The sequence below is a fragment of the Kitasatospora sp. NPDC059408 genome (assembly GCF_042751525.1).
Taxonomy (GTDB): domain Bacteria; phylum Actinomycetota; class Actinomycetes; order Streptomycetales; family Streptomycetaceae; genus Kitasatospora.
This window is the reverse complement of the sequence record NZ_JBHYWI010000036.1, coordinates 55,648-81,290: the sequence shown is the minus strand read 5'-3', so window position 1 is coordinate 81,290 and position 25,643 is coordinate 55,648. Positions and strand designations below refer to the sequence as shown.

Here is a 25,643-nt window from a genome sequence, read left to right as displayed (position 1 = left end):
CGCCGTCAGGCGAGGCTCAGAAGCACTCGTTGCCCGCGCCGTCGCCCTGCTTGAGCGACAGGTGCAGGCCGCTGAGGACGAAGGTGCCGGCCGACGTGGCGCGCGCGGTCTGCTGCACGTTGTCCAGGGTGGCCGTCCTGGCGGCCTGGGCGAAGCCCATGGCGCCGGTCGGCAGCTTGTCCCCGGTCGCCTTCCCGACCACCGGGTGGGGGTGCCAGCTTCCGACGGCGGGGCCGGTCAGGGCAGAGGCGTCCTCACCGATGTTGATGTCCTGGAAGGTCGCGTCGGCCTTCAGGTCCTCCAGGTCGATGAGCAGCTTCTCGGCGTGCACCGGCGTGCTCCCCTCGCCGCCGGCGTTCAGCTGAAGCGTGATCTTGCCGAGGCCGAAGCCGCTCAGGTCGGTCACCACGGACTGGCACAGGTTGGTGATGTCGGCCTTGTCGAAGGCCGAGACGGCCACCGGGTGCAGCTTGCCGCCGGCCTCGACGTCGACGGTGCCGAACTGGGAGAAGCCCTCGCCCTGGAGGTGCGTGGTGTGCACCTTGAACTCCTGGCCGGAGATGCTGAACGAGGCGGCGAGCGCGCTGTTGGCAATGGAGAAGCCCACCGCGGCGGTGGCCGCGATGCTCGGCACCATCACCAGGGCGAAGCGCTTCCAGCGGGTCTTGCCGTAGGTCTTGGACATGCGAGTCCTCCTTCTGGGACGTACATCTCCGGCTCCCCGGCGGCGCCTCCGGCACCGGTGGGGGCCTGGGATGGGAGAGAGCTACGTCCTCGGTAGCGGAGAGCGCGCGTGTCGTCGGACGCGGGAGCGGCCTGCGTGGAGCGGCACTCCCGTCCCTGGACCGGCCGTCCTTGTGGGGCGGCGGGCAGGACCGGCGACATCGGCGATCACCCCCGAGCGACAACCAGCGACCGCGCAGGGCACGCGGCCGGTCGAAGGACAGGAACCGCCGTGGGACCGCGGATACCCCCCTGCCCTCCCTACCGCCGGCCGTGGCCGGCGGATCACCCGGTGGGGATCCCGCGCTCCCCGTGGCCGACCGGCTGTCGGGGGAAGGAGTCTGGGACCGGGCGTGGCCGATCGTGCTTGAATCCCGGGCGAAGCACAAGAGGTGCCTTACTGACGGGTAATGCAACAGTCGGTGGCGTCGATCATGAACTCGGCCCGATCTGCACCGTGCGTGACGTCGTGCAGGAATCGTGTCGGCGAAATCCCCCGGAAACACCGCCGAAACACCCGTGGGCGGTCACACTTGGTGACCACCCACGGGTGAAATCAAGATTTGGTAAACGTCGGCCGGGTTGACCGGATTGTCGCCAAATCACCAGCGACACCGCAGGTCACCCGCCGTGCCAGGCGCACCACCCGGCACGCGGGCTCAGAAGAGCACGCGCGCCAGCCCGGCGCGGGCCACCACGACGCGCGGGTCCTCCGCGCCGATGACCTCGAAGAGTTCGAGCAGGCGCAGCCGGACGGTGTCCCGGTCCGCGCCGAAGGTCTTGCCGACGGTGTCGATCAGGCGCCCGAAGGCGTCCTCGACGTGGCCGCCGACCAGGTCCAGGTCGGCGGCCTGGAGCTGCACCTCGACGTTCTTCGGGTCGGCCGCGGCGGCCGCCCGGACGGCCTGGAGGTCCAGGCCCTCGACGCGGTGCAGGAGTTCGGCCTGGGCCAGGCCCAGCTTGGCCTCGGTGTTGCCGGGCTGGTCGGCCAGCACGTTCCGGTAGGCCTGGATCGCGCCGGCGAGGTCGCCGCGGTCGAGCGCGTCGTGCGCGGCGGCGAGCGCCGGGTCCTCGAAGCGCTGCGGGGCGCCGGCCGGACCGGCCTCGCCGTCCGCGGTGCCGGGGGCGGCCTGGCCGCCGACGATGCCGAAGCGCTGCTCGGCGACGAGGATCAGCTGGTCGAGGACCTTGCGGACGTTGGCCGCGCTCTCCGCGCCCTGGAACAGCGGCACGAGCTGGCCGGCCACGACGGCCATCACGGCCGGGATGCCCTGGATGCCGAACTGCTGGGCCAGCATCTGGTTGGAGTCGACGTCGATCTTGACGAGGACGAACCGGCCGGCGTACTCCTCGGCCAGGCCCTCCAGGATCGGGCTGAGCTGCTTGCAGGGGCCGCACCACTCGGCCCAGAAGTCGATGACGACCGGCACCTCGGCGGAGCGCTGGACGACCTCGGTCTCGAAGGTGTCCTCGGTGACGTCGATGACGAGCTCGTAAGCGGGCTCGGCGGGGGCGATGCCGGCCGCCTCGGCGGCGGCGGCCTGGCGGGCCCGCTCGGCCCGCGCCTGCTCGGCCTTCTGGGCTGCCTCACCGGCCGCCTTCACGGCGGCGAGGTCGACCGCACCACGCAGGGCGGAGCTGTTCTGACGCGAATTCCGTGGCTGCATGGCACCATCCTCCCCCGTCCGCGCCGCCCGCGAGCACCAACCTCGGGAAAGTCGTCCCGCGCGGGCTGCGCGGTGCCTCTCCCCGGAGCGCCGTGCGCTCCCCCCAGTAGCCTGCTGCCTCCGGTGCGGATCCCCACCCGCACCCGCGCCGTTCCCGTCCCACGGGATCCGGCGCCCGGTTGTCACTGCTTTCGCTACGAGTCGTAGCGTAACTGGAGCGAGTGGCCCGCCCGCAAGCCCCACCGGCCGTTCCGTGACGTGACCTGCCCCACTTTCGCGGACCGCCCGGCTGTCCGAAGCGCCGGACAGTCGCTACCGTTACCAGCCCCACCCAAGTTACCAACCAGTAAAGTGCAAGGAGGCCCGGTGCCGGCCGCCCAGCCCCCCGTGAGCCAGCCGACCGCCGCGAACCCGTCCGCCACGGCGCTGCCGGCGGCCCCGGGCACCCCGGCGGAGGCCGTCACGGTCCGGGCCAAGGGGCGCCCGCGCAGCGCCGCCGCCGACCTCGCGATCCTCGACGCCACCCGCGAGACGCTCGCCGAACTCGGCTGGGGCGGACTCACCATGGGCCACGTCGCCACCCGCGCCAAGGTCGCCAAGACCACCCTCTACCGCCGCTGGCCGTCGAAGAACGAGCTCGTCGTGGACGCCGTCGCCAGTCTCTTCGACGAGCTCGTGATGCCCGACCTCGGCAGCCTGCGGGCCGACATCGAGGCCGTGGTGGCCCAGTTCGCGGACCTGCTGGCCCGGCCCGAGACCCAGGCCGCGCTACTCGCCCTGTTCGCCGAGGGCACCCGCGACCGGCAGCTGCGCCGGCGGATCCGGGAGGCCATCGTCGACCCGCAGAAGCGGCTGGTCCGCCAGGGCCGGGCGGCCGCCCAGGCGCGCGGCGAACTCGCCCCGGACACCGACCCGTCGGCGGCCGGCGAGGAGATCGACATCATCTTCGACACCATCGCGGGGACGGTCGAGCACCGCGTCCTGGTCAGCGGGGAGCCGATCACCCCGGAGTGGACCCGCCGCTTCACCAGCCTCCTGCTGGGCCCGTTCCCGAGCCTCGCCACCGACTGACGCCGGGCATGCCGGAGCCGTCCCGCGCCCATGGCGTGCGGGACGGCTCCGGGAAGAGAACCGGCCGCAGGACCTGTCAGAAGGCCGCCGTCTCCTGGTAGGTGCCCCACTCCTGGCGCAGCACGTTGCAGATCTCGCCCAGCGTCGCCTCGGCGCGGACCGCGTCCAGCATCGGCGGGATCATCGACTCGCCGGAGCGCGCCGCCGCGAGCATGGCGTCCAGCCCGGCCCGCACCGCCGCCTCGTCCCGGGCCGCCTTGCGCTCGGCGAGGACGCGCACCTGCTCGCGCTCGACCTCGTGGCTGACCCGCAGGATCTCCAGCTCCGGGGTGACGCTGCGCGGGTGGCAGTTGACGCCGACCACGCGCTTGTCGCCCTTCTCCACGCCCTGCTGGTACTGGAAGGCGGCCTCGGCGATCTCGCCGGTGAACCAGCCCTCCTCGATCCCGCGCAGGATGCCGGCCGTGATCGGGCCGATCTCGTGGTCCTCGCGGCCCTTGTCGAGGATCCGCTGGAAGATCGCCTCGGCCTGCTGCTCGATCCGGTCGGTCAGCGCCTCGACGTACCACGAACCGCCCAGCGGGTCGGCCACGTTGGCGACGCCGGTCTCCTCCATCAGCACCTGCTGCGTGCGCAGGGCGATCTCGGCGGCCTGCTCGGAGGGCAGCGCCAGGGTCTCGTCCAGGGCGTTGGTGTGCAGCGAGTTGGTGCCGCCGAGCACCGCGGACAGCGCCTCGACGGCGGTGCGGACCACGTTGTTGTACGGCTGCTGCGCGGTGAGCGAGACGCCGGCGGTCTGGGTGTGGAAGCGCAGCCACTGCGCCTTGTCGGTCTTCGCGCCGAAGCGGTCGCGCATCCAGCGGGCCCAGATCCGGCGCGCGGCACGGAACTTGGCGATCTCCTCGAAGAAGTCGAGGTGCGCGTCGAAGAAGAACGACAGGCCCGGCGCGAACACGTCGACGTCCAGGCCGCGGGACAGGCCCAGCTCGACGTACGCGAAGCCGTCGGCGAGGGTGTACGCCAGCTCCTGCGCGGCCGTCGCCCCGGCCTCGCGGATGTGGTAGCCGGAGACGGACAGCGGCTTGTACGCGGGGATGCCCTTCGCGCAGTACGCCATCAGGTCGCCGATCAGGCGCAGGTGCGGCTCGGGGGCAAAGAGCCACTCCTTCTGGGCGATGTACTCCTTGAAGATGTCCGTCTGCAGGGTGCCGTTGAGCACCGCCGGGTCAACGCCCTGGCGCTCGGCGGCGACGAGGTACATGCAGAAGATCGGGACGGCCGGGCCGCTGATGGTCATCGAGGTGGTGACCTCGCCGAGCGGGATGCCGGCGAACAGCACCTCCATGTCGGCGGCCGAGTCGATGGCCACGCCGCAGTGGCCGACCTCGCCGAGCGACTTGGCGTCGTCGGAGTCGTAGCCCATGAGGGTCGGCATGTCGAAGGCGACCGAGAGGCCGCCGCCGCCCGCCTCCAGGATCATCCGGTAGCGCTCGTTGGTCTGCTGCGCGTTGCCGAAGCCGGCGAACTGGCGGATGGTCCAGGTGCGCCCGCGGTAGCCGGTGGCGTGCAGCCCGCGGGTGAACGGGTACTCCCCCGGCCAGCCGATCCGCTCGAAGCCCTCGTACGGCTGCCCGGCCGGCGGACCGTAGGCCGGCGCGACCTCGTCGCCGGAGAGGGTGGTGAAGTCCGCGTCGCGCTTGCGGGCCGCGTCGTACCGCTGCTGCCAGCGCAGGCGTCCGCGCTCGATCTCCTCGGCGTCCATGGGCCGAACTCCGCTCCGTACGGCCGCCACGGCACCGGGGCGGCACAGCTATTAGGACGTCCTACTAATTTACTCGGACGTCCTACTACTTGTCGATGGACGAACCGGGGCAAGCGGGTGGACATCGCGGAGATCCCCCGGGAACGGGAGGTCTCCCCGGGAACAGGGGGCCTCCCCGGGAGCGACGGAGGGCCCTCCTCCCCGCACCGGGGAGGAGGGCCCTCGAAGGTTCCGTCGTCGCTGCGCGCCGCGTCCGCGCTCAGACGCCGGCCGGCTGGCGGGCGTCCGACCCGGCCGGGAGGCTCGCGGCGGCCTCGCGGGCCACCCGCCGCTCGAAGACGAAGGAGAGGAACGGGATGCAGCCGGCCGCCAGGGTCAGCACCAGCCGGCCGAGCGGCCACTTCAGCTTCTGGCCCAGCAGGAAGGTCACCACGAAGTACCCGATGTACAGGTAGCCGTGCAGCATCGCGACGTACGTCGTCACGTCCTCGCCGGTCTGGAACCCGTACTTCGCGACCATGAAGCCGCAGAACACCAGCAGCGCCACACCGGTCGCGACGGCCAGGGCCCGGTACCAGCCCAGCAGGGGGGTCGCCTTCATCTTCTACATCGCCTCGTTCGGCTGGATCGGCCGGTACGTCCGGATCTGCGCACCGCTCCGAACGAGGGTAGCCGTCCTCACGGCCGCGCCGGCGCAGGCCCCTCGTCGGCTTCGTCACCCTCGTCGGTGAAGTCCCCGGCGGCGACCCGCAGCGGCCGGAGCAGGTCGAACACCTGCCGGCACTGTCCCGCGTCGTACTCCTCCAGCCCGAACTCCATCGCCATGAGCTCCCGGGTGGCCTCCTCGACCACCTCGCGGCCGCGCGCGGTGATCGAGGCGAGCACCCCGCGGCCGTCCAGCGGGTTGGGGCGGCGGGCGACCAGGCCGGCCCGCTCCAGCCGGTCGACGGTGTTGGTGACGCTGGTCGGGTGGACCATGAGCCGCTCGCCGATCTTGGAGAGGGACAGCTCGCCGGTCCGGCTGAAGGTGAGCAGCACCAGCGCCTCGTAGCGGGCGAAGGTCAGCCCGTACGGCTTGAGCACCGCGTCGACCCGGGAGAGCAGGATCTGGTGGGCGCGCATGATCGAGGTGATCGCCGCCATCGAGGGGGCACCGCCCCAGCGGCGGGTCCAGAGCTCGTCGGCGCGGGCGATCGGGTCGAAGTCGAGTGCGAGGGGCTTGGCCACCTCCTTACCGTACCGGCGGAACGGACGTGTGCTACCAGCCGTCCTGATGCTGGACAAGCGACGGTGCGTGGCGGGATCCCGCCAATCGGGCGGGCAGGTCCATACCTGGACATTGCGGCGGTGTGTCGGCCCGCCAACGCGCGGTCACGGCGCGGCCGCTGACGCCGAATCAGCGGTCCACCCCGCTATCAGGCCTCGGTTCGGGCGGTAACCCGCTGAAAGACGGGGTGATTCGCCGGTTTTGTCGGCCCGTTCACAATGCTTCGCCCTGGCGGGACTTGGCCAATTCATGAACCAGACCTGTCATTTCGTTTGCTCGATTGTCATGCTTTCGGCCAACCCCGTTCAGCGGCCACCACCCCCACCCATCGGTGCGCCGCCGTCCGCCGCACGGGGTTGCCCAGCACGTCAGCGCCCGTTCCGCCCCCAAGGTGCCGACCCCGGCCCCCGGGACGCGGCGCGACCGCGCACCCGCGGTTTCCCGGAAGGACTCGCACGTGAAGCGAAAGCTCGCAGCCGTCGCCGTACTCTCCGCCACCGCCCTCCTGACCGGCGTCGTCCAGGTGGGCACCGCCGCTGTGGCGACCCCCGCGCCCGCGCTCCAGGCGCAGGCCGCGCAGCAGTACGCCGCCGCGCTCGCGCTGGCCGACGGCCAGGCCGGGCCGCTCGGCAAGGCCCTGGCGCTCGGCGGCCAGGAGCAACTCGTCGCCAAGGACGCGGTGGTGGACGCCGACGGCACCCGCCACCTGCGCTTCGAGCGCACCTTCGCCGGACTGCCCGTGCTCGGCGGCGACCTGGTGGTCCACCAGAGCGCCGGCGGCGCCGTCGAGTCGGTCGACAAGGCGATAACCGCCCCGATCGCGGTGCCCAGCCTGACCCCGGAGATCCCCGCCGACCAGGCCGCCGCGCAGGCGACCGGCGCCGTGCAGTCCACCGTCGGCGTCACCGCCGACAAGGACGAGTCCCCGCTGACGGCCGTCCACCGGACCGGCGAGCCCGAGCTGGTGATCTGGGCCTCCGACGGCAACCCGCGCCTGGCCTACCGGACCACCGTCGAGGGCGAGCGCGCCGACGGCACCCCGAGCAGCCAGCTGCTGGTCACCGACGCGGCCTCCGGCGAGGTGCTGTCCACCCACGAGCAGGTACAGACCGCTGCCGGCACCGGCACCGGCGTCTTCGTCGGCAAGGTCCCGCTCACCACGACCCAGACCACCGGCGGCTACTCGCTGAAGGACGCCAGCCGTGGCGGGCAGTCCACCGTCAACATGAAGAACCGGACCTCGGGTTCGGGCACCCTCTACGCCAAGTCGACCAACACCTGGGGCAACGGCAGCGCCGGCAACGGCGAGTCCGCCGCCGTGGACGCCCAGTACGGCGCGGCGGCCACCTGGGACTTCTACAAGAACACCTTCGGCCGCAGCGGCATCAAGAACAACGGCGTCGGCGCGACCAGCCGGGTCCACTACGGCAGCAACTACGTCAACGCCTTCTGGAGCGACGCCTGCTTCTGCATGTCCTACGGCGACGGCGCGAGCAACACCCACCCGCTCACCGAGATCGACGTGGCCGGCCACGAGATGACCCACGGCGTCACCTCCGCCACCGCGGGCCTCAACTACTCCGGTGAGTCCGGCGGCCTCAACGAGGCCACCTCCGACATCCTCGGCACGATGGTCGAGTTCTACGCCAACCTGCCCTCCAACCCGCCGAACTACTGGATCGGCGAGCTGATCAACCTCAACGGCGACGGCACCCCGTTGCGCTACATGGACCAGCCCAGCAAGGACGGCTCCTCGGCCGACTCCTGGTCGTCGGGCGTCGGCAACCTGGACGTCCACTACTCGTCCGGCGTCGCGAACCACTTCTTCTACCTGCTGTCCGAGGGCAGCGGCGCGAAGAGCATCAACGGCTTCAGCTACAACAGCCCGACGTCCAACGGCTCGACGGTCACCGGCATCGGCCGGGACAAGGCGGCGCAGATCTGGTACCGCGCGCTGACCGTCTACTTCACGTCCACCACCAACTACGCGAGCGCCCGCACCGGCACCCTCAAGGCGGCGGCGGACCTGTACGGCGCCACCAGCGCCGAGTACAAGGCCGTCGCGGCCGCGTGGAGCGGCGTCAACGTCAACTGACCCACGGCGCCCCGACGAACGGCACAGGGCCCTGCGGACGTCCGAACGTCCGCAGGGCCTCTTCTTGGCCAATCCCCCGAGGCGCTCTGTTCTTCCCGGCCGCGACTTGTCATGCTTCTGTCGGAGCCACCCCCGGAAACGGCGACAGGCTGTCGCGGCCCTTGGGAGAGGAGGCCGCGACAGCCTGTCGACCGGCTGCGCGTGGGACGGAGGGCGTCAGGCGGCGGCCGGCTGCAGCTCCCCGCGCTCCTCCTTGCCGAGCATCCGCTCGGCGAAGAAGCCGCCGGTCGGCAGCACCGCGAGGACGAACAGCAGGACGCCGCGCTTGGCGTCCCACTTCTGCGCCTGCCACGCCTGGATCCAGAAGACCACGTACAGGATGAACAGGATCCCGTGGACCATCCCCATCACCGGAACGGCGTCGAAGCTGGTGGTCCGCTTCAGCACCGAGCAGATCAGCAGCAGGATGAACGAGACCCCTTCGGGGCCGGAGACCAGGCGCAGGCGGTGGACGGCGCTGCTGTTCACGATGGATACCTCGATGCGGGGGTCGGAGATCGCTTGTGAACCCGCTCACAAGCCTCCGGCCATTATCACCGAGCACACGTCCGAACCGGCCGCCGGGGTGCCCGGCAGCACGCCAGGGGTGCCCGATGTCACAACCGGGCCCCAGAACCGCGCCGCGCCGGGCGCCGCGCCGCCCGCTGCCCCTATCCTGCTGCCCGCGCGCCCGGCGAACCGGGCGCCGTACGCAACGCACGACGGGGGTAGCCACCGATGTTCAAGCGGGACTGGGACCGAAGGACCTGCGCCAAGCGCGGGCACGTGACCTACGCGCCGGCCGAGCCCGAGCTCGCCGCCCGGCTGCACGCCGCGACCGCGCTCGGCGACGCCTGGCGCTGCCTGCGCTGCGGGGACTTCGCCCTCGGCGCCCCGCACGGCTCCGGCCCCGCCGGGAACGCCCCCCTGGTGCCGCGCGGCAAGGCCCTGCGCGACATCTTCATCCTGCGCTTCCTGGCCGTCGAACGGATCCTGCGCGGCGTGCTGATCCTCATCGTCGCGTTCGGCGTCTGGAAGTTCTCCAACAGCCAGGACGCCGTGCACCGGGTCTTCGACCAGGACCTGACGGTCTTCAAGCCGGTCACCGACCACTTCAACTGGGACATCGAGCACTCCCCGATCGTCGACACGATCCGCAAGACCTTCGACTACAAGAAGAGCACCCTGGTGATCGTCGCCGGTGCGCTGGTCGCCTACGCGCTGATCGAGATCGTCGAGGCCTTCGGCCTGTGGCTGGGCAAGCGCTGGGCGGAGTACCTGACCGTCATCGCGACCGCCGCCTTCCTCCCGCTGGAGGGCTACGAGCTGCACGAGAAGACGAGCGTGCTGAAGATCTGCACGCTGCTGCTCAACATCGCCGCGGTGGTCTGGATCATGCTCTCCAAGCGGCTGTTCGGCCTGCGCGGCGGCGTGGTCGCCTTCGAGGCGGAGCGCCACTCGGCCTCGCTGCTGGAGGTCGAGGAGTCGGCCGGCACGGTGCCGCCGTCCCGGGGCGCGCACGCCCGCACGTAAGCCGGACACGCCCCGGGCCCCCTCCCACTGCCACGGCCGCTCCGGTTACATTGCGGCCGTGGCACAGTTCAGACTCCAGGGGTCCCGGGTGCTCGCCGTCGAGCTGGCGGGCGACGCCGTGAAGGCCAGGAACGGTTCGATGGTCGCCTACACCGGGCAGATGGCCTTCAAGAAGCTCACCGGCGGCGGTGACGGCCTGCGCGGCATGGTCGCCAGACGGCTGACCGGCGAACAGATGGAAGTGATGGAGGTCAAGGGGCAGGGCACCTGCTACTTCGCCGACCGGGCCACCGAGATCAACCTGGTCCGGCTGACCGGCGAGGTGCTGTACGTCGAGGCGGACAACCTGCTCTGCACCGAGGCCGCCCTGCGCACCGGCACCACCTTCACCGGGCTGAACGGCGTCTCCTCCGGCAACGGCCTGTTCACCACCAAGGTGGAGGGCCACGGCTGGGCCGCCGTCACCTCGAACGGCCCCGCCGTCGTCCTGCGGGTCGGCAAGGACATGCCGCTGCGGGTGGACCCGGGCGCGTACGTCGCGCACACCGGCAGCCTGCACCGCAGCCTCAAGTCCGGCGCGGGGTGGACGACGGCGATCGGCGAGGGCGGCGGCGAGGCCGTCCAGGTGGAGTTCACCGGCGAGGGCCTGGTGTACGTCCAGCCCTCCGAGAAGCACACCCTCGGAGGTGATGTCTGATGGCCTTCCGGCAGCTCAACGGCAAGTTGGTCGAGGCCCGGGTGCTGCCCGGACAGCGGCTGTTCAGCCAGCGCGGCGCGATGATCGCGTACACCGGGGACGTCCGCTTCACGCCGGACATCACCGGCGGGCAGGGCGGCGTGCTGTCGATGATCGGCCGCCGCGTGGCGAACGAGGACACCCCGCTGATGACCGTCGAGGGCCAGGGCACCGTCATGTTCGGCCACGGCGGCCACCACGTGCACGTGATCGACCTGACCGGGGACACCCTGTTCGTCGAGGCGGACCGGCTGCTGGCCTTCGAGGGCTCGCTGCGCCAGTCCACCGCGTTCCTCGGCGCGCAGGGCGGGGTGATGGGCGTCGTCCGCGGCCAGGCCACCGGCCAGGGGCTGTTCACCACCCGGCTGGACGGGCACGGCGCGGTCGCGGTGATGGCGCACGGCGGCGTCTTCGAGCTGCCGATCGTCCCCGGGCAGCCGGTGCACGTCGACCCGCAGGCCTACGTCGCCCACCGCGGCGAGGTGCGCAACCGGCTGTCCACCGCGCTGGGGTGGCGCGAGTTCATCGGCCGCGGTTCCGGCGAGGCGTTCCAGCTGGAGCTGGACGGGCACGGCGCGGTGTACGTCCAGGCGAGCGAGGAGAAGCTCTGATGACCCACCCGCCCCAGCCGCCGTACGGCCCGCCCTCGTACGGGCAGCCGGCGTACGGCCGGCCCGAGTACGGCCGGCCCGAGTACGGGCAGTCGCCCTACGACCAGCCGACGCAGCCGGGCCTCGCGATCCCGATGCCCACCCAGTACGACCTCTCGGTGCCCCTCCCGGAGCCGCGGGACGGCGCCGGCCCGGTGGTCCACGACGCGTACACCCTGCCGGTCGACGACAACGTCAACCCGTACGCGTTCTCGGTCGACCTCAACGGCTCGTACTTCCTGCAGAAGGGCAAGATGATCGCCTACTACGGCGACATCTCCTTCCAGGGCGTCGGCGCCGGCGCGCTCGACCGGATGCTCAGCCTGCACTTCAACTCGCCGCTGCACGCGGCCGATTGGGTCGTCGCCCGGGGCCGCGGCAAGCTGCTGCTGGCGGACCGCGCCTACGACCTCAACTCCTACGACCTGGACGACGGCAACCTGACCGTCCGCTCGGGCAACCTGCTCGCCTTCGACCCCGCGCTGCGGCTCAAGCAGTCGATCGTCCCGGGCTTCCTGACCCTGCTCGGCACCGGCCGGTTCGTCGCCGCGTCCAACGGCCCGGTGCACTTCGTCGACCCGCCGATCCGGGTGGACCCGCAGGCGCTGGTCGGCTGGGCGGACTGCCCCGCTCCCTGCCACCACTACGACCACGACTACCTGCACGGCGTGGTCGGCGGCCTGCGGCGGCTGACCGGCATCGGCGGGGTGTCCGGCGAGGAGCACCAGTTCGAGTTCGTCGGCGCCGGCCAGGTGCTGCTGCAGTCCACCGAGCGCGTGGTGGCCGGACGGCCGGTCGGTCTCGTGGGCGCCGAAGGGTCGGTACCCTGAGCCGGACGACGTTTCGCCCCGTAAACTCGTACAAGATTTAACTAAATCGGGGGTATGCTGGGCGCCATGGACACGCACCCCGCCGACACCGCGGACGCCCCCGCGTCGCAGCCCGAGGACGAGACGCCCTGGCTGACCGCCCGGGAGCAGCGGATGTGGCGCGCCCATCTGGAGGTCGCCAAGCTGCTGGACTACCAGCTCGGCCGCGAGCTCCAGCCGCACAACCTGGCGATCAACGACTACGAGATCCTGGTCGTCCTCTCCGAGGCGCCCGACCGCCGGATGCGGATGACCGACCTCGCGACGGCCACCCTGCAGTCCAAGAGCCGGCTCTCGCACCAGATCACCCGCATGGAGACGGCCGGCCTGGTGCTCCGCCAGGAGTGTCCGGGCGACCGCCGCGGCCTCTTCGCGCACCTCACCGAGGAGGGCTGGGAGACGATGCAGCGCGTCGCCCCGGACCACGTGCGCAGCGTCCGCAGCCACTTCATCGACCGCTTCACCCCGGAGCAGCTGGACGCGATGTACGACGCCCTGGCACCCGTCGCCGAGCACCTGCGCGGCCTGCGCGGCCGCTCGTAGGGCCCGCGCACGGCACGCGGACACGGAGGAGGCCGGACCCCCCCGGGGGGGCGGCCGCCAGCCGGGTCAACGGGCGGGGGGGTGCGCCCCGCCCCCCCGGCGGCGGGGGCCCCCGCCCCGGCGGCCGCCCGGGGGCGCGCCCCCCCCGCGGGGGGGCCCCCCCCTCCTCCGTCGTCTCAGGCCTGGGCGGTCAGCCCGGCCACCAGGGCGTCGGCGGCGCCGTACGGGTCCAGGTCGCCCGTGACGACGCGCTCGGCCAGCCCGGCCAGGTGCCGGTCCCCGCGCAGGTCGCCGATCCGGGCGCGCAGCTCGGCCAGCGCGATCGCCTCGATCTCGTCGGCGGCCCGGCGGCGGCGGCGCACCGCCAGCTCGCCGTGCTCCTCCAGCCAGGCACGGTGCTTCTCCAGCGCCTCGACGACCTCGTCCACGCCCTCGCCGCGCGCGGCGACCGTCTTGACGATCGGCGGGCGCCAGTCGCCGGCCTCGCGGGCCTCGCCGAGGCCGAGCATGTGGTTGAGCTCCCGGGCGGTGGCGTCGGCGCCGTCCCGGTCGGCCTTGTTGACCACGAAGAGGTCGCCGATCTCCAGGATCCCGGCCTTGGCGGCCTGGATCCCGTCGCCCATCCCGGGGGCGAGCAGCACGACGGTGGTGTCGGCCTGCGCGGCGACCTCCACCTCGGACTGGCCGACGCCGACGGTCTCCACCAGGATCACGTCGCAGCCGGCCGCGTCCAGCACCCGCAGGGCCTGCGGGGCGGCCCAGGACAGGCCGCCGAGGTGGCCGCGGGTGGCCATCGAGCGGATGAAGACCTCCGGGTCGGTGGCGTGCTCCTGCATCCGGACCCGGTCGCCGAGCAGCGCGCCGCCGGAGAACGGCGAGGACGGGTCGACGGCCAGCACCCCGACCCGCTTGCCGAGCCGCCGGTAGGCGGCGACCAGCGCCGAGGTGGAGGTGGACTTGCCCACGCCGGGGGAGCCGGTGAGGCCCACGGTGTAGGCGCGTCCGGTGTGCGGGGCCAGCGCGGCCATGACCTCGCGCAGCTCCGGGGCGGCGTTCTCGACCAGCGTGATGAGCCGGGCGACGGCGCGCGGTCGGCCGTGCCGGGCCTGTTCGACCAGCGTGGCGACATCGATCATCGGGTGCTCCTTGGCGGATGCCGACGGGGCCGCGGACCGCTCGTGGCGGTCCGCAGCCCCGGACAGGTCGAGGTTGATCAGGCCTTCGGGCTGTGATCCTTGGGGACGTGCACGATCAGGGCGTCGCCCTGGCCGCCGCCGCCGCACAGGGCGGCCGCGCCGACGCCGCCGCCGCGCCGCTGGAGCTCCAGGGCCAGGTGCAGCACCACCCGGGCGCCGGACATGCCGATCGGGTGGCCGAGGGCGATCGCGCCGCCGTTGACGTTGACGATGTCCGCGGAGACGCCGAGGTCCTTCATCGACTGGTGGGCGACGGCCGCGAAGGCCTCGTTGATCTCGATCAGGTCGAGGTCGGCGACGGTCAGGCCGTCCTTGGCCAGCGCGTGCTTGATCGCGTTGGACGGCTGGGACTGCAGCGAGTTGTCCGGGCCGGCCACGTTGCCGTGGGCGCCGATCTCGGCGATCCAGGTCAGGCCCAGCTCCTCGGCCTTGGCCTTGCTCATCACGACCACGGCGGCGGCGCCGTCGGAGATCTGCGAGGCGGAGCCGGCGGTGATCGTGCCGTCCTTGGCGAAGGCCGGGCGCAGCTTGCCGAGGCCCTCGGCGGTGGTGTCCGCGCGGATGCCCTCGTCCTGGCCGAACAGGACCGGCTCGCCCTTGCGCTGCGGGATCGGCACCGGGACGATCTCGGCGTCGAAGAGGCCGTCGGCCTGGGCCTTGGCGGCGCGCTGGTGCGAGGCGGCGGCGATCTCGTCCTGGACCTCGCGGCCGATGCCGAGGCGGGTGTTGTGCTTCTCGGTGGACTCGCCCATCGGGATGTTCTCGTAGGCGTCGGTGAGGCCGTCGTACGCCATGGCGTCCAGCACCTCGACCGCGCCGTACTTGTAGCCCTCGCGGGACTTCGGCAGCAGGTGCGGGGCGTTGGTCATCGACTCCTGGCCGCCGGCCACGACGATGTCGAACTCGCCCGCGCGGATCAGCTGGTCGGCCAGGGCGATCGCGTCGAGGCCGGAGAGGCAGACCTTGTTGATGGTCAGCGCCGGGACGTTCATCGGGATGCCGGCCTTGACGGCGGCCTGGCGGGCCGGGATCTGGCCGGCGCCGGCCTGGAGCACCTGGCCCATGATGACGTACTGGACCTGCTCCCCCGTGATCCCGGCCCGCTCCAGCGCGCCCTTGATCGCGAAGCCGCCGAGGTCGGCTCCGGAGAAGCCCTTGAGCGAGCCGAGCAGGCGACCCATGGGGGTCCGCGCACCGGCAACGATCACAGAGGTGGTGTTGGTCATGGGACGAGCCCCTTCGCACGTCGTGGCCAGGTGAGGATGCCGCTCAATGTACTGACCTGTTACCCGCCCGTCACCGGAGCTACGGTGTGATCGAGCGCACTGGCACCGTCCAGTCAACACCGTGTCAACGCGGTCCGGGTGAACCCCGGGCGTGTGAGCAGACTCGCACGTCCGGCGCTGGCGCGCGTTAAGCGCGATGCGCTGCACTGGTGGCCACCCGTTTCGCGACCCGCTCACCGGAGGCCGCCGTGCTGACCCGTATCGACCACATCGGCATCGCCTGCCGAGACCTCGACAAGACGGTCGAGTTCTACCGCGCCACGTACGGCTTCGAGGTGTTCCACAGCGAGGTCAACGAGGAGCAGGGCGTCCGCGAGGCCATGCTCAAGATCAACGACACCGGCGACGGCGGCGCCTCCTACCTCCAGCTGCTGGAGCCCACCCGGCCCGACTCCACCGTCGCCAAGTGGCTGGAGAAGAACGGCGAGGGCGTCCACCACATCGCCTTCGGCACCGCCGACGTCGACGGCGACGCGGAGGCGATCCGGGGCAAGGGCGTCCGGGTCCTGTACGACCAGCCGCGGATCGGCTCGATGGGCTCGCGGATCACGTTCCTGCACCCCAAGGACTGCGGCGGCGTCCTGACCGAGCTGGTCACCTCGGCCGAACCGGCCGCCCACGACGAGCACTGAGAGCCCCGGGATGCCGCTCCCGCCCCGGGCGGCATCCCGTTCCCTCCCCCCGCTGACGCCCGGGAGGCGCCGGACGCGCATGCACCTTTCGACGGGGCCCTCGCTCCGCCCGGACCCGGGAACTCGTCAGTAACCTGGCCGGGTACGCCGAAAACCCCCACGCGGCCATTCCCCCGCAGTGCGCTCCCACTACAATGCCCAGGTGCGCGAAGACTCCGGGGGACGGAGGGGACGGGCACGGCCGATGACAGGCCCGTCCGCCCTCCGGCGGCGGCCCGTCGCAGGGGAGTCCACTACGCGGGCACGGCTGAACAGTCGCAAGTCGGATCTGTCACCATTCTCCACAAGGCAAGAGTTCGCCCAGGAGTCCACCCGGACGGGGGAACGCGGCATCACCGCGCTCCCGCACCGAGGGCTCCGACGACCGCGGCGGGCGGCCCCGGCTTGAACGTGGGGGCTCACCGGCCGCGGATGCAAGGACCAGTCGGAGCGGCACCCGGAACCACGGGGGCCTCGCACCGGCCGGGTCGAGGACGCGACCAGGAGATGGATGGGACCGCGGAGTGCGGGGCAACGACCGCTACGAGGCTGACGATCACCTCTCCCAGTTCGAGGCCGAGATGGGTCGGACTCGAAAGGAGCGGGACAAGGCAGTCGAGCACGCCGAGGACCTCGCCTACCAGGTGGAGGTGCTCCGGGCCAAGCTGCACGAATCCCGTCGCATGCTCGCCCAGCCGCGTGCCTTCGACGCCGTCTCCGGCCAGGCCGAGCAGATGCTCAGGACCGCCGAGATGCAGGCCCAGCAGATGCGCGCGGACGCCGAGCGCCAGCTGCGGGACTCCCAGGCCGCGACCCAGCGGATCATGGCCGAGGCCGCCGAGCGCACCGCCCGCCTGGAGGCCGAGCTCACCGCCCGCCGCCGCCAGCTGGAGGACGAGCTCACCGAGCTGCGCCGCAACGCCGAGCAGCACCTGAACGGCTGGGCCGAGCAGACCAGGACCGGCAGCGAGCAGGAGGCCCACCGCCTGCTCCAGGAGGCCCGCGCCGAGGCCGAGCGGATGATGGCCGCCGCCCGCGCCGAGGCCGTCGCGCTCGCCGACCAGGCCCGCGCGCAGACCGCCGCCGACGTGGACGCCGCCCGCGGCGAGGCCCAGGCCGCCGCCGAGGCCGCCCTGCACAGGGCCCAGAACGACGCCGAGCGCCTCCTGCGCGCCGCCTCCGAGCAGGCCCAGCAGGCCGGCGCCCAGGCCGCCGCCGACGTCGACGCCGCCCGCGGCGAGGCCCAGCAGCAGCTGGCCGCCGCGCACGCGGCCGCCGAACAGCAGCTCGCCGCCGCGCAGGGCGAGATCGGCCGGCTCAAGGAGCACGCCGCCGCCGAGCAGGCCCGCGCCGAGCAGCAGCTGTCCCACGCCCAGGCCGAGATAGAGCGGCTGCGCGCCGAGGCGATCGCCGAGGCCGAGCGCACCCGCCGTGAGGCCGCCGAGCTGCGCGACCAGGCCGAGCGGGCCGCCGAGCAGCTCCAGGCCGACGCCGAGGCCGCCGTCGAGCGCCGGGTCGCCGACGGCGACGCCGCCAACGAGCAGCGCTCCCAGACCGCCCGGGCCGAGATCGCCCGCCTGGTCGCCAAGGCCACCAAGGAGTCCGAGGCCATCCGGGCCGAGGCCGAGGCGGTGCGGGCCGAGGCCGCCAACCGGCAGGCCGAGGCGGACGCCGCCAGGGCCGCCGCGGCCGAGGAGAGCGAGCGGCTGCGCGCCACCGCCGAGTCCGTCGCCGCCGAGCTGAAGGCCGAGGCCGAGGCGGCGATCGCCGACCTGCGCGCCCGCACCGAGCGCGACCTCGCCGACCTGCGGGCGCAGGCCGAGGCCGACGCGCTGCGCCTGCGCGGCGAGGCCGAGGAGGAGGGCCGCGCGGCGGGCGCCAAGGACGCCACCGTCCACCTCGCCAAGGCCGCCAAGACGGCCGAGGAGGTCCTCGACCGGGCCGACCGGGACGCCGAGGCGGCGCGGAGCGAGGCCGCCGCGGAGGCCGAGCGGATCCGCACCGAGGCCGCCGCCGAGGCCCAGCTCCTGCGCGAGCAGGCCCAGGCCGCCGTCGAGCAGGCCCAGAACGCCGCCCTGGACGACGCCGCCGCGATCCGCGAGCGGATCGAGCAGATGCAGGACGAGGCCGCCCGGCTGCGCGCCGAGGCCGAGGAGCTGCGCGCCCAGGCCGCCGCCGAGGCCGACCGGGTCCGCGGCGAGGCCCGCCGCCAGGCCGTGGTGCAGATCGAGGAGTCGGCGAAGAACGCCGAGGAACTGCTCACCAAGGCCAAGGCCGACGCGGACGAGCTGCGCGCCGGCGCCGCCGCCGAGATCGAGCGGCTGCGCGAGCAGGCCCAGGAGCAGGCCGCCGAGACCCAGGGCCGGGCCGAGCAGACCCTGTCCCGGGCCCGTGCCGAGGCCGGGAAGATCACCGCCGCCGCCGAGCAGCAGGGCCAGGACGCGCTCGCCGCCGCCCGCGCCGCGGCCGCCGAGAACCGCACCGCCGCCGAGCGCGAGACCGCCGAACTCCGCCGTGACGCGGCCGAGTTCGACCAGCGGGTGCGCGCCGAGGCGGGCACCGCCGCAGAGGCCCTGCGGGCCGACGCCGACGCCGCGGCGAAGGCCGTAAGGGACGCCGCGGTGGCCGACGCCGAGCGCGTGCGCACCGAGGCCGACACCGAGGCCGCCCGCACCCGGGGCGAGGCCGAGACGGTCGCCACCGCGCTGCGCGAGGAGACCGCGGAGCAGCTGGCCGCCGCCCAGGCCGCGCGTGAGCAGGCCGAGCAGGGCGCCGAGGAGCTGACGAAGCGGACGGCCGCCGAGACCGCCGCCGTCCGCGAGGCCGCCGAGACGTACGCCGACCGCGTCCGCACCGAGGCCGAACAGACCGCCACCGACCTCACCGAGCGCACCGCCGCCGAAACGACCGCCCAGCGCACCGACGCCGAGGCCTACGCCGAGCGCGTCCGCGCCGAGGCCGAGCAGGCCGCCGCCGACCTCACCGAGCGCACCGCCGCCGAAACGGTCGCCCAGCGCGCGGACGCCGAGGCCTACGCCGAGCGCGTCCGCGCCGAGGCCGAGCAGGCCGCGGACGAGCTCGCCGAGCACACCGCCACCGAGACCGCCGCCCAGCGCGCCGACGCCGAGGAGCTGCTGGAGGCCGCCCGCGTCTCCGCCGAGCAGCGCAAGGCCGAGGCCGCCCAGGCCGCCAAGGAGATCCGCGAGAAGGCCGCCGCCGACCTGGCGCTGGCCGCCGAGCAGGCCGAGACGGTCCGTGCCGAGGCCGGCCGCGAGCTGTCCGAGGCCCGCGCCACCGCCGACACCATCCGCGCCGAGGCCGGTGCCGTCCTGGACCGGGCCCGCGCCGACGGCGACGAGCTGGTCGCCGCCGCCAAGGCGGAGTGCGCCGCGCTGGTCGAGGTCGCCGAGGACGAGGCCGCCGAGGTCCGCCAGTCGGTGGCCGGCCTGCACGAGGCCGCCTCCCAGCAGATCGCCGAGCTGACGGCCACCGCCGAGCGCGAGGCCGCCGACGTCCGCGAGCAGGCCGAACAGGCCGCCGCCGACCTGCGCGCCGACGCCGAGCGGGAGACCGCCGAGCAGCGCGAGCTCGCCGACCGGGAAACCTCGGAGCAGCGCGAGCTCGCCGACCGCGAGACCGCCGACCTGCGCGCCCGCACCGAGGCCGAGACGGCCGCCCTGCGCGAGCAGACCGAGCTGGAGCTCGCCGCCGAGCGCGAGGCCGCCGAGGCCGAGATCGCCCGCCGGTACGCCGAGGCCCAGGCCTACGACGAGCAGCTGCGCGCCGAGGCCGACCACGAGCTGCGCACCGCCCAGGAGGCCGCCGACCAGCTGCGCGCCGACGCCGAGGCCCAGGCCGCCCGGACGGTCGCCGCCGCCGAGGAGCACGCGGCCGGCGTGGTCGCCGACGCCGAGGAGCTGGCCGCCGCGCTGCGCTCGGAGGCCGAGGAGTACGCGCTCGCGACCCGCACCCTGGCCGACGAGTACGACTCCGCGACCCACGCCCGCGCCGACGCCTACGACGCGGACACCCGGGAGGCCGCCGAGCAGTTCGACAAGGCCACCCGCGACCAGGCCAAGTCCGTCCTGGAACGGGCCTTCGCGGACGCCGAGTCGCTCGGCGAGGACGCCCAGACCACCGCGCTGGCCACCACCGCCGCCGCCGAGGAGCAGGCCGACGCGATGGTCGCCGCCGCCCGCAAGGAGGCCGACCGGCTGGTCGCCGCCGGCGAGGCGGCCGGCCAGGGCGAGGTGGAGAAGGGCCGCTCCGACGCCGACGCGCTGCTCGCCGAGGCCCGCCGGGACGCGACCGCGATCCGCGAGCGCGCCGAGGAGCTGCGCGAGCGCACCGACGCCGAGGTCGAGGCGCTGCACGAGCGCGCCCGCAAGGAGAACGCGGCGGCCATGAAGTCGGCCGGCGAGCGCGTCGACGCGCTGGTGACGGCCGCCCAGGAGCAGCTCACCGAGGCCGAGGAGCAGGCGGTCGCCACCGTCGCCGAGGCCGAGGACCGCGCGGCGGCCCTGGTCGCCGCCGCCGAGGAGCGGGCCGGGGAGCTCTCCTCGGAGGCGTCCGCCGAGGCGAGCAAGGTCCGGCTGTCGGCGGTCCGCAAGGCCGAGGGCCTGCTCAAGGAGGCGGAGACCAAGCTCTCCACCTCCACCGACCGGGCCGAGGCGCTGATCGAGAAGGCCGAGGCCAAGCTGCGGTCCTCCCAGGAGGAGGCCGAGGAGCGGCTGGAGAAGGCGTCCGCCGAGGCGGAGAAGCGGCTGCAGGCCGCCGACCGCGCGGCGGACGAGCAGGTCGAGCTGGCCAAGGCCGAGGCCGAGCGCCTGCTGGAGGAGGCGCGCGCCGAGGCGGAGCGCGTCACCACCGAGGGCCGGCGCGAGCTCGACGAACTGGTGCGCCGTCGCAAGGACATCAACACCGAGATCTCCAGGGTCCAGGACGTCCTGTCCGCCCTGGAGGCCTTTGAGGCACCGGCACCGGTCGCACAGACCAACGGGGGAAACAGCAAGAAGGACGGGGGTGCCAAGGCCGGTGCCGGAGTTGGCTCCCCCCGGTCGGGTGGCAATCGCTCCAAGAACGCACCACCCGATTGAGCGGACATTGTCCGCGGGACAACGGCATTTCGCCGTCGACACTCCGGTACCGTGTCAGGATTCCCTCAACCACCTCAGCGGTTTGACGACAGGAAGCCCAGAACCCCATGAGCGACAGTCACTCCCCTCACGGCTTCGACCTGGTGCGCCGTGGGTACGAGCGTGCCCAGGTCGACGAGCGGATCACCAAGCTGGTGGCCGACCGTGACAGTGCCTTGACCCGGATCAGTGCGCTGGAGAAGCGCATCGAGGAGCTCCACCTGGAGACGCAGACCGCCCAGGCGGCGGTCGCCGAGCAGGAGCCGTCGTACGCCGGTCTCGGCGCCCGGGTCGAGAAGATCCTGCGCCTCGCCGAGGAGGAGGCCAAGGACCTGCGCGACGAGGCGCACCGCGCCGCCGAGCAGCACCGCGAGCTCGCCGAGGCCGCCGCCCAGCAGGTCCGCACCGAGGCCGAGAACTACGCCAAGGACCGCAAGGCCAAGGCGGAGGACGAGGGCATGCGGATCGTCGACAAGGCCAAGAGCGACGCGGCCCAGCTGCGCGCCGAGGCCAACAAGGACGCGCAGAACAAGCGCGAGGAGGCGGACGCCCTCTTCGAGGAGACCCGCACCAAGGCCGCCCAGGCCGCGCTGGAGTTCGAGACCAACCTGGCCAAGCGCCGCGAGCAGTCCGAGCGCGACCTGGCCGCCCGTCAGGCCAAGGCCGAGAAGCGCCTCGCCGAGATCGAGCACCGGGCCGAGCAGCTGCGCCTGGAGGCCGAGAAGCTGCGCACCGACGCCGAGCGCCGCGCCCGCCAGACCGTCGAGACGGCCCAGCGCCAGTCCGAGGACATCGTGGCCGACGCGAACGCCAAGGCCGACCGGATCCGCAGCGAGTCCGAGCGCGAGCTGGCGGCGCTCACCAACCGCCGCGACAGCATCAACGCCCAGCTGACCAACGTCCGCGAGATGCTGGCGACGCTGACCGGCGCGGCCGTGGCCGCCGCCTCGCTGCCGAACGACGACACCATCGGCGTGCCCGCCCAGCAGGGCCGCTGACGCAGCAGCACGGCGGGCCCTCACCCTCCCGGGTGAGGGCCCGCCGTCGTTCAGGGCGTCATCATCTCGGGTAGGCCCCGTCCGGCCGCTGGTGGCCGCTGCTGAGCTGGTTGCCCTCGTCGTCCGAGACGGTGCCGAACCACGACGTGCACCACACCGAGACCGAGTCCGGCCAGTACTGCACCTCGAACGGGTGGCCCGAGCCGTGGTCGCCGTACGAGGTGACGATGAAGGTCTCCCCCGGGCGCATCCAGTAGTCCTCGCCGAGCGGCTCCAGGGTCAGCTCCAGCAGCCCCTCGCCGCGGTTCGTCAGCGGCATCCGGCCGGTCACCTCCAGGGCCGAGAAGTCCCAGCCGGCCTCCTCCTCGGTCATCCGGCGGCCACCCGGGCGAGCAGCTTGCGCACGGCGTCGTCGAACGCCTCCGGTGCCTCCAGGGCGCTCAGGTGGCCCACCCCGGGGATGACGGTCAGTTCGGCGTCCGGCCGCAGCCGCGCCATCAGCTCGGCCTCCTCGACGGCCACCAGGGCGTCCTCGGCGCCCGCGACGACCGCGGTCGGCACCCGCACCCCGGCGAGCACCTCCCGGGAGTCCGGCCGGGCCGCCATGGCCCGCTGCGCCCACGCGACGGCGGCCGGCGGCGCGGCGGCGACCAGCGCCTGCACCCGCTCGACCAGGTGCTGCGAGTCCGGACCGAGCTGGCCGGCCGCCACCTCCTCGTCGAGCAGCAGCTGGACGCTGTCCCGGGCGAGGACCGCGGCGGCGATGCGCTCCCGGTTGGCGCGGACGGCGTCGGAGTCGGCGGTGGCGCGGGTGTTGGCCAGCAGCAGCCCGGCCAGCCGGTCCGGGTGACGGCGGGCGAAGGCCAGCGCCACGTAGCCGCCCATGGAGAGCCCGCCGACCACCGCCCGGTCGATCCCGGCCGCGTCCAGCAGCAGCGCGAGGTCGTCCGCGACCAGGTCCAGCGAGGGTTCGTCGGTGCCCAGCACGGTGCCGCCGAACCCCCGCTGGTCGGGGGCGAGCACGCGGGCGTCGTCCCCGGTCAGTCCGGGCAGCGCGTCCAGTTGGGCGGACCACATCGCGGCGTTCAGCGGGAAGGCGTGCAGGAGTACGAGGGGCGTTCCGGTGCCGCTCTCGCGCACCGACAATGCTGAGGGGAGCTGGGTCATGGGGCCACCGTATTCCGGTGCGCCCGGCGGGCCCACTCAGCGGGCCGCGATATCCGCTTTGTCCTAGCCTGACAGAGAGTAAGGGAGCGCGAATGATCGAGTTGCACGACCTGACGAAACGTTACGGCAAGACCCTCGCGGTGGACCGGCTCAGCTTCCGGGTGCCCCAGGGAGTCGTCACCGGCTTCCTCGGCCCCAACGGCGCGGGCAAGTCCACCACCATGCGCATGATCCTCGACCTCGACAGACCCACCTCCGGCCGGGTCACCATCGACGGCCGGAGGTACGGACAGCTCAGCGAACCGCTCAAGTACATCGGCGCCCTGCTGGAGGCCAAGGCCGTCCACCCCGGGCGCACCGCCCGCGACCACCTGCTCTGGCTCGCCCAGAGCAACCGGATCCCCGAGCGCCGGGTCGACGAGGTGCTCGCCCTCGTCGGCCTCACCCCGGTCGCCCGCAAGCGCGCCCGCGGCTTCTCGCTCGGCATGGGCCAGCGCCTGGGCATCGCCTCCGCGCTGCTCGGCGACCCGGAGATCGTCATGTTCGACGAGCCGGTCAACGGCCTGGACCCGGAGGGCATCCTCTGGATCCGCAACCTGATGAAGCGGCTCGCCGCCGAGGGCCGCACCGTCTTCGTCTCCTCGCACCTGATGAGCGAGATGGCCGTCACCGCCGACCACCTCGTCGTCATCGGCCGGGGCCGGCTGCTCGCCGACCTGCCGATGCCCGAGTTCATCCGGCGCAACTCCCGCTCCGCCGTGCGGCTGCGCACCCCGAGCCCCGAGCGCCTGCTCGACGTCCTGGCCGGCGCCGGGATCCGCCACGAGACCGGGCCGGACGGCTCCTACGAGGTGGTCGACGGCGACCTCGCCGGCCTCGGCGACCTGGCCGCCGCGAACGGCGTCGTCCTGCACGAACTCAGCCCCCAGCAGGCCTCGTTGGAGGAGGCCTTCATGCAGATGACGGCCGACTCGGTGGAGTACCACGCCGGCGACGGACCGGGCCGGGACGCGGCCGGCGCGCCCGGCGTGTGGGGCGCCGGCTGGCAGCCCGGCGCCGAACAGGCGGCCGCCCCGGCCGGACAGGAGGAGAACTGAGATGGCGTCCTTCCCCGCGATCCTGCGCTCCGAGTGGACGAAGATCCGCAGCGTCCGCTCGACGGTCTGGACCCTCGCGCTGACCTTCGTCGTCACGGTCGGCATCGGCGCGCTGCTGTCCCTGCTGACCAACAACAACTTCACCGAGTTCCGGCGCAACGACCAGAGCCCGTTCGACGCCACCGGCACGGCCTTCTCCGGCATCATGCTCGGCGAGCTCGCCATCATCGTCTTCGGCGTGCTGGCCATCGGCAACGAGTACAGCACCGGCATGGTCCGGGTCAGCCTGGCCGCCGTCCCGCAGCGCGGCACCCTGCTCACCGGCAAGGCCGTCGTCCTCGGCTCGCTGGCCCTGGCCGTGTCGGTCGTGACGGCCTTCGTCACCTTCTTCATCGGCCAGTCGCTGCTCGGCTCGCACTCCACCACCCTCGGCGAACCGAACGTGCTGCGCGCGGTGTTCGGCGCCGCGCTCTACCTGACGATGCTCTGCCTGTTCTCGGCCGGCGTCACGGCGATGCTGCACAACCAGACGCTCGCGCTGGGCGTGCTGGTGCCGTTCTTCTTCCTGCTCTCGCCGATCCTCTCGGCGGTGCCGAAGGTCAAGACGCTCGCGCACTACTTCCCGGACTACGCGGGCTCGCGGATGCTGCTGGTGTACGAGCAGCACGGCCAGCCGTACGGACCGTGGGCCGGTTTCGCGATCTGCCTGGCCTGGACGCTGGCCGCCCTGGCCGGCGGCGCGCTCGTGCTCAAGAACCGCGACGCGTAAGGCGGTTGCCCGCCGGCCGGAGCGACGGATCAGTACCGCGGAGCGCCGCGGCCCCGCAGCACGTTGGAGGCCCGGCGCTCCCGCGCTCCCCAGCACGCGCGGTGCCAGTGCCGCCGGTCGTCCACCCCGGCGCCGTGCATCGGCCAGGCGACCACGTGGCCGACCCCGGACGGGATCTCCTGGTCGCAGCCCGGGCAGCGGTAGCTGCGCCCGGACGTCCCGGCGACCGTCTGGACCACCCAGTCGTCGCCCTGGTAGCTCTCGGTGCGGCGCAGCGAACCGCCCGGCGGGGCGGCCGGTTCGTCCGCCCGGTGGGCGGCGCTCTTGATCCGGTTGTGGCGGGGCGACACGGCGACTACCTCTCTCCGG

23 protein-coding genes are annotated in these 25,643 nt (G+C 73.2%); 12 read left to right on the top strand and 11 right to left on the bottom strand.

Annotated elements, in window-relative coordinates:
- Positions 1-16: 16 nt before the first annotated feature.
- Positions 17-685, bottom strand: coding sequence for a DUF6230 family protein (locus tag ACFXDE_RS23845; protein WP_380440169.1), 669 nt, complete (start codon positions 683-685; stop codon positions 17-19).
- A 697-nt stretch (positions 686-1,382) separates the two neighbouring features.
- The gene (locus ACFXDE_RS23840) at positions 1,383-2,390 is read right to left on the bottom strand and encodes a tetratricopeptide repeat protein (protein ID WP_380496791.1); all 1,008 of its coding nucleotides are present in this window, start codon (positions 2,388-2,390) and stop codon (positions 1,383-1,385) included.
- 426 nt (positions 2,391-2,816) lie between these two features.
- Between ACFXDE_RS23840 and ACFXDE_RS23835 the strand changes: the two genes are divergently transcribed.
- Positions 2,817-3,461 carry a TetR/AcrR family transcriptional regulator gene (locus ACFXDE_RS23835; RefSeq protein WP_380440193.1) on the top strand — a complete coding sequence of 215 codons (645 nt, stop codon included), beginning with the start codon at positions 2,817-2,819 and terminating at the stop codon, positions 3,459-3,461.
- Between the two features lie 76 nt (positions 3,462-3,537).
- Here ACFXDE_RS23835 and ACFXDE_RS23830 read toward each other — a convergent pair whose 3' ends face one another.
- The 3 genes from ACFXDE_RS23830 to ACFXDE_RS23820 form a co-directional block, all read right to left on the bottom strand.
- Positions 3,538-5,223 carry a methylmalonyl-CoA mutase gene (locus tag ACFXDE_RS23830; RefSeq protein WP_380440167.1) on the bottom strand — a complete coding sequence of 562 codons (1,686 nt, stop codon included), beginning with the start codon at positions 5,221-5,223 and terminating at the stop codon, positions 3,538-3,540.
- Positions 5,224-5,482: 259 nt separating this feature from the next.
- Complete coding sequence (locus tag ACFXDE_RS23825) at positions 5,483-5,824, bottom strand: DUF3817 domain-containing protein (RefSeq protein WP_329927945.1); 342 nt, start codon at positions 5,822-5,824, stop codon at positions 5,483-5,485.
- A 77-nt stretch (positions 5,825-5,901) separates the two neighbouring features.
- Positions 5,902-6,450, bottom strand: a complete 549-nt coding sequence (locus ACFXDE_RS23820) for a MarR family winged helix-turn-helix transcriptional regulator (RefSeq protein WP_380440165.1) — start codon at positions 6,448-6,450, stop codon at positions 5,902-5,904.
- A gap of 497 nt (positions 6,451-6,947) precedes the next feature.
- Between ACFXDE_RS23820 and ACFXDE_RS23815 the strand changes: the two genes are divergently transcribed.
- A complete protein-coding gene (locus ACFXDE_RS23815; RefSeq protein WP_380496790.1) occupies positions 6,948-8,585 on the top strand; it encodes a M4 family metallopeptidase in 1,638 nt (545 codons plus the stop codon).
- A 216-nt stretch (positions 8,586-8,801) separates the two neighbouring features.
- On the opposite strand, the gene ACFXDE_RS23810 is transcribed toward ACFXDE_RS23815, so the two are convergent.
- Positions 8,802-9,113: a DUF3817 domain-containing protein gene (locus ACFXDE_RS23810; protein ID WP_380496789.1), complete on the bottom strand. Its 312-nt coding sequence runs from the start codon at positions 9,111-9,113 to the stop codon at positions 8,802-8,804.
- Positions 9,114-9,362: 249 nt separating this feature from the next.
- Between ACFXDE_RS23810 and ACFXDE_RS23805 the strand changes: the two genes are divergently transcribed.
- The 5 genes from ACFXDE_RS23805 to ACFXDE_RS23785 all read left to right on the top strand — a co-directional run bounded on the left by ACFXDE_RS23805 (position 9,363) and on the right by ACFXDE_RS23785 (position 12,955).
- Complete coding sequence (locus ACFXDE_RS23805) at positions 9,363-10,157, top strand: DUF2127 domain-containing protein (RefSeq protein WP_380496788.1); 795 nt, start codon at positions 9,363-9,365, stop codon at positions 10,155-10,157.
- A gap of 58 nt (positions 10,158-10,215) precedes the next feature.
- Positions 10,216-10,854 (top strand): AIM24 family protein, encoded by a 639-nt coding sequence (locus ACFXDE_RS23800; RefSeq protein WP_359969407.1) that lies wholly within the window; start codon positions 10,216-10,218, stop codon positions 10,852-10,854.
- Positions 10,854-11,504 (top strand): AIM24 family protein, encoded by a 651-nt coding sequence (locus ACFXDE_RS23795; RefSeq protein ID WP_380440157.1) that lies wholly within the window; start codon positions 10,854-10,856, stop codon positions 11,502-11,504. Before ACFXDE_RS23800 ends, ACFXDE_RS23795 begins: the two co-directional genes overlap by 1 nt.
- 134 nt (positions 11,505-11,638) lie before the next feature.
- On the top strand, positions 11,639-12,373 hold the full coding sequence (locus ACFXDE_RS23790) for an AIM24 family protein (RefSeq protein WP_380440191.1): 735 nt from the start codon (positions 11,639-11,641) through the stop codon (positions 12,371-12,373).
- A gap of 66 nt (positions 12,374-12,439) precedes the next feature.
- Entirely contained in the window at positions 12,440-12,955 is a 516-nt protein-coding gene (locus ACFXDE_RS23785) for a MarR family winged helix-turn-helix transcriptional regulator (RefSeq protein WP_380440155.1), read from the top strand.
- Between the two features lie 176 nt (positions 12,956-13,131).
- Here the strand turns inward: ACFXDE_RS23785 and meaB are convergent, their stop codons facing one another.
- Both meaB and ACFXDE_RS23775 read right to left on the bottom strand, forming a co-directional pair.
- Positions 13,132-14,091, bottom strand: coding sequence for a methylmalonyl Co-A mutase-associated GTPase MeaB (gene meaB, locus ACFXDE_RS23780; RefSeq protein ID WP_380496786.1), 960 nt, complete (start codon positions 14,089-14,091; stop codon positions 13,132-13,134).
- A 77-nt stretch (positions 14,092-14,168) separates the two neighbouring features.
- Complete coding sequence (locus tag ACFXDE_RS23775) at positions 14,169-15,377, bottom strand: acetyl-CoA C-acetyltransferase (protein ID WP_380440151.1); 1,209 nt, start codon at positions 15,375-15,377, stop codon at positions 14,169-14,171.
- A gap of 248 nt (positions 15,378-15,625) precedes the next feature.
- Between ACFXDE_RS23775 and mce the strand changes: the two genes are divergently transcribed.
- From mce to ACFXDE_RS23760, 3 genes are all read left to right on the top strand, one after another.
- The gene (gene mce, locus ACFXDE_RS23770) at positions 15,626-16,069 is read left to right on the top strand and encodes a methylmalonyl-CoA epimerase (RefSeq protein ID WP_329928148.1); all 444 of its coding nucleotides are present in this window, start codon (positions 15,626-15,628) and stop codon (positions 16,067-16,069) included.
- Between the two features lie 563 nt (positions 16,070-16,632).
- Positions 16,633-21,204 carry a hypothetical protein gene (locus ACFXDE_RS23765; protein WP_380496785.1) on the top strand — a complete coding sequence of 1,524 codons (4,572 nt, stop codon included), beginning with the start codon at positions 16,633-16,635 and terminating at the stop codon, positions 21,202-21,204.
- 107 nt (positions 21,205-21,311) lie between these two features.
- The gene (locus ACFXDE_RS23760) at positions 21,312-22,241 is read left to right on the top strand and encodes a cellulose-binding protein (RefSeq protein WP_329927955.1); all 930 of its coding nucleotides are present in this window, start codon (positions 21,312-21,314) and stop codon (positions 22,239-22,241) included.
- Positions 22,242-22,302: 61 nt separating this feature from the next.
- Here the strand turns inward: ACFXDE_RS23760 and ACFXDE_RS23755 are convergent, their stop codons facing one another.
- Entirely contained in the window at positions 22,303-22,614 is a 312-nt protein-coding gene (locus ACFXDE_RS23755) for a hypothetical protein (RefSeq protein ID WP_329927956.1), read from the bottom strand.
- Positions 22,611-23,408: an alpha/beta fold hydrolase gene (locus ACFXDE_RS23750; RefSeq protein WP_380440146.1), complete on the bottom strand. Its 798-nt coding sequence runs from the start codon at positions 23,406-23,408 to the stop codon at positions 22,611-22,613. The genes ACFXDE_RS23755 and ACFXDE_RS23750 overlap by 4 nt, the downstream gene beginning before the upstream one ends.
- Positions 23,409-23,500: 92 nt before the next feature.
- Between ACFXDE_RS23750 and ACFXDE_RS23745 the strand changes: the two genes are divergently transcribed.
- Positions 23,501-24,505 (top strand): ABC transporter ATP-binding protein, encoded by a 1,005-nt coding sequence (locus ACFXDE_RS23745; RefSeq protein WP_380496783.1) that lies wholly within the window; start codon positions 23,501-23,503, stop codon positions 24,503-24,505.
- A gap of 1 nt (position 24,506) precedes the next feature.
- Positions 24,507-25,274, top strand: a complete 768-nt coding sequence (locus tag ACFXDE_RS23740; protein ID WP_380440142.1) for an ABC transporter permease subunit — start codon at positions 24,507-24,509, stop codon at positions 25,272-25,274.
- A 29-nt stretch (positions 25,275-25,303) separates the two neighbouring features.
- Here the strand turns inward: ACFXDE_RS23740 and ACFXDE_RS23735 are convergent, their stop codons facing one another.
- On the bottom strand, positions 25,304-25,624 hold the full coding sequence (locus ACFXDE_RS23735) for an ATP/GTP-binding protein (RefSeq protein ID WP_380496782.1): 321 nt from the start codon (positions 25,622-25,624) through the stop codon (positions 25,304-25,306).
- Between the last annotated feature and the right edge of the window lie 19 nt (positions 25,625-25,643).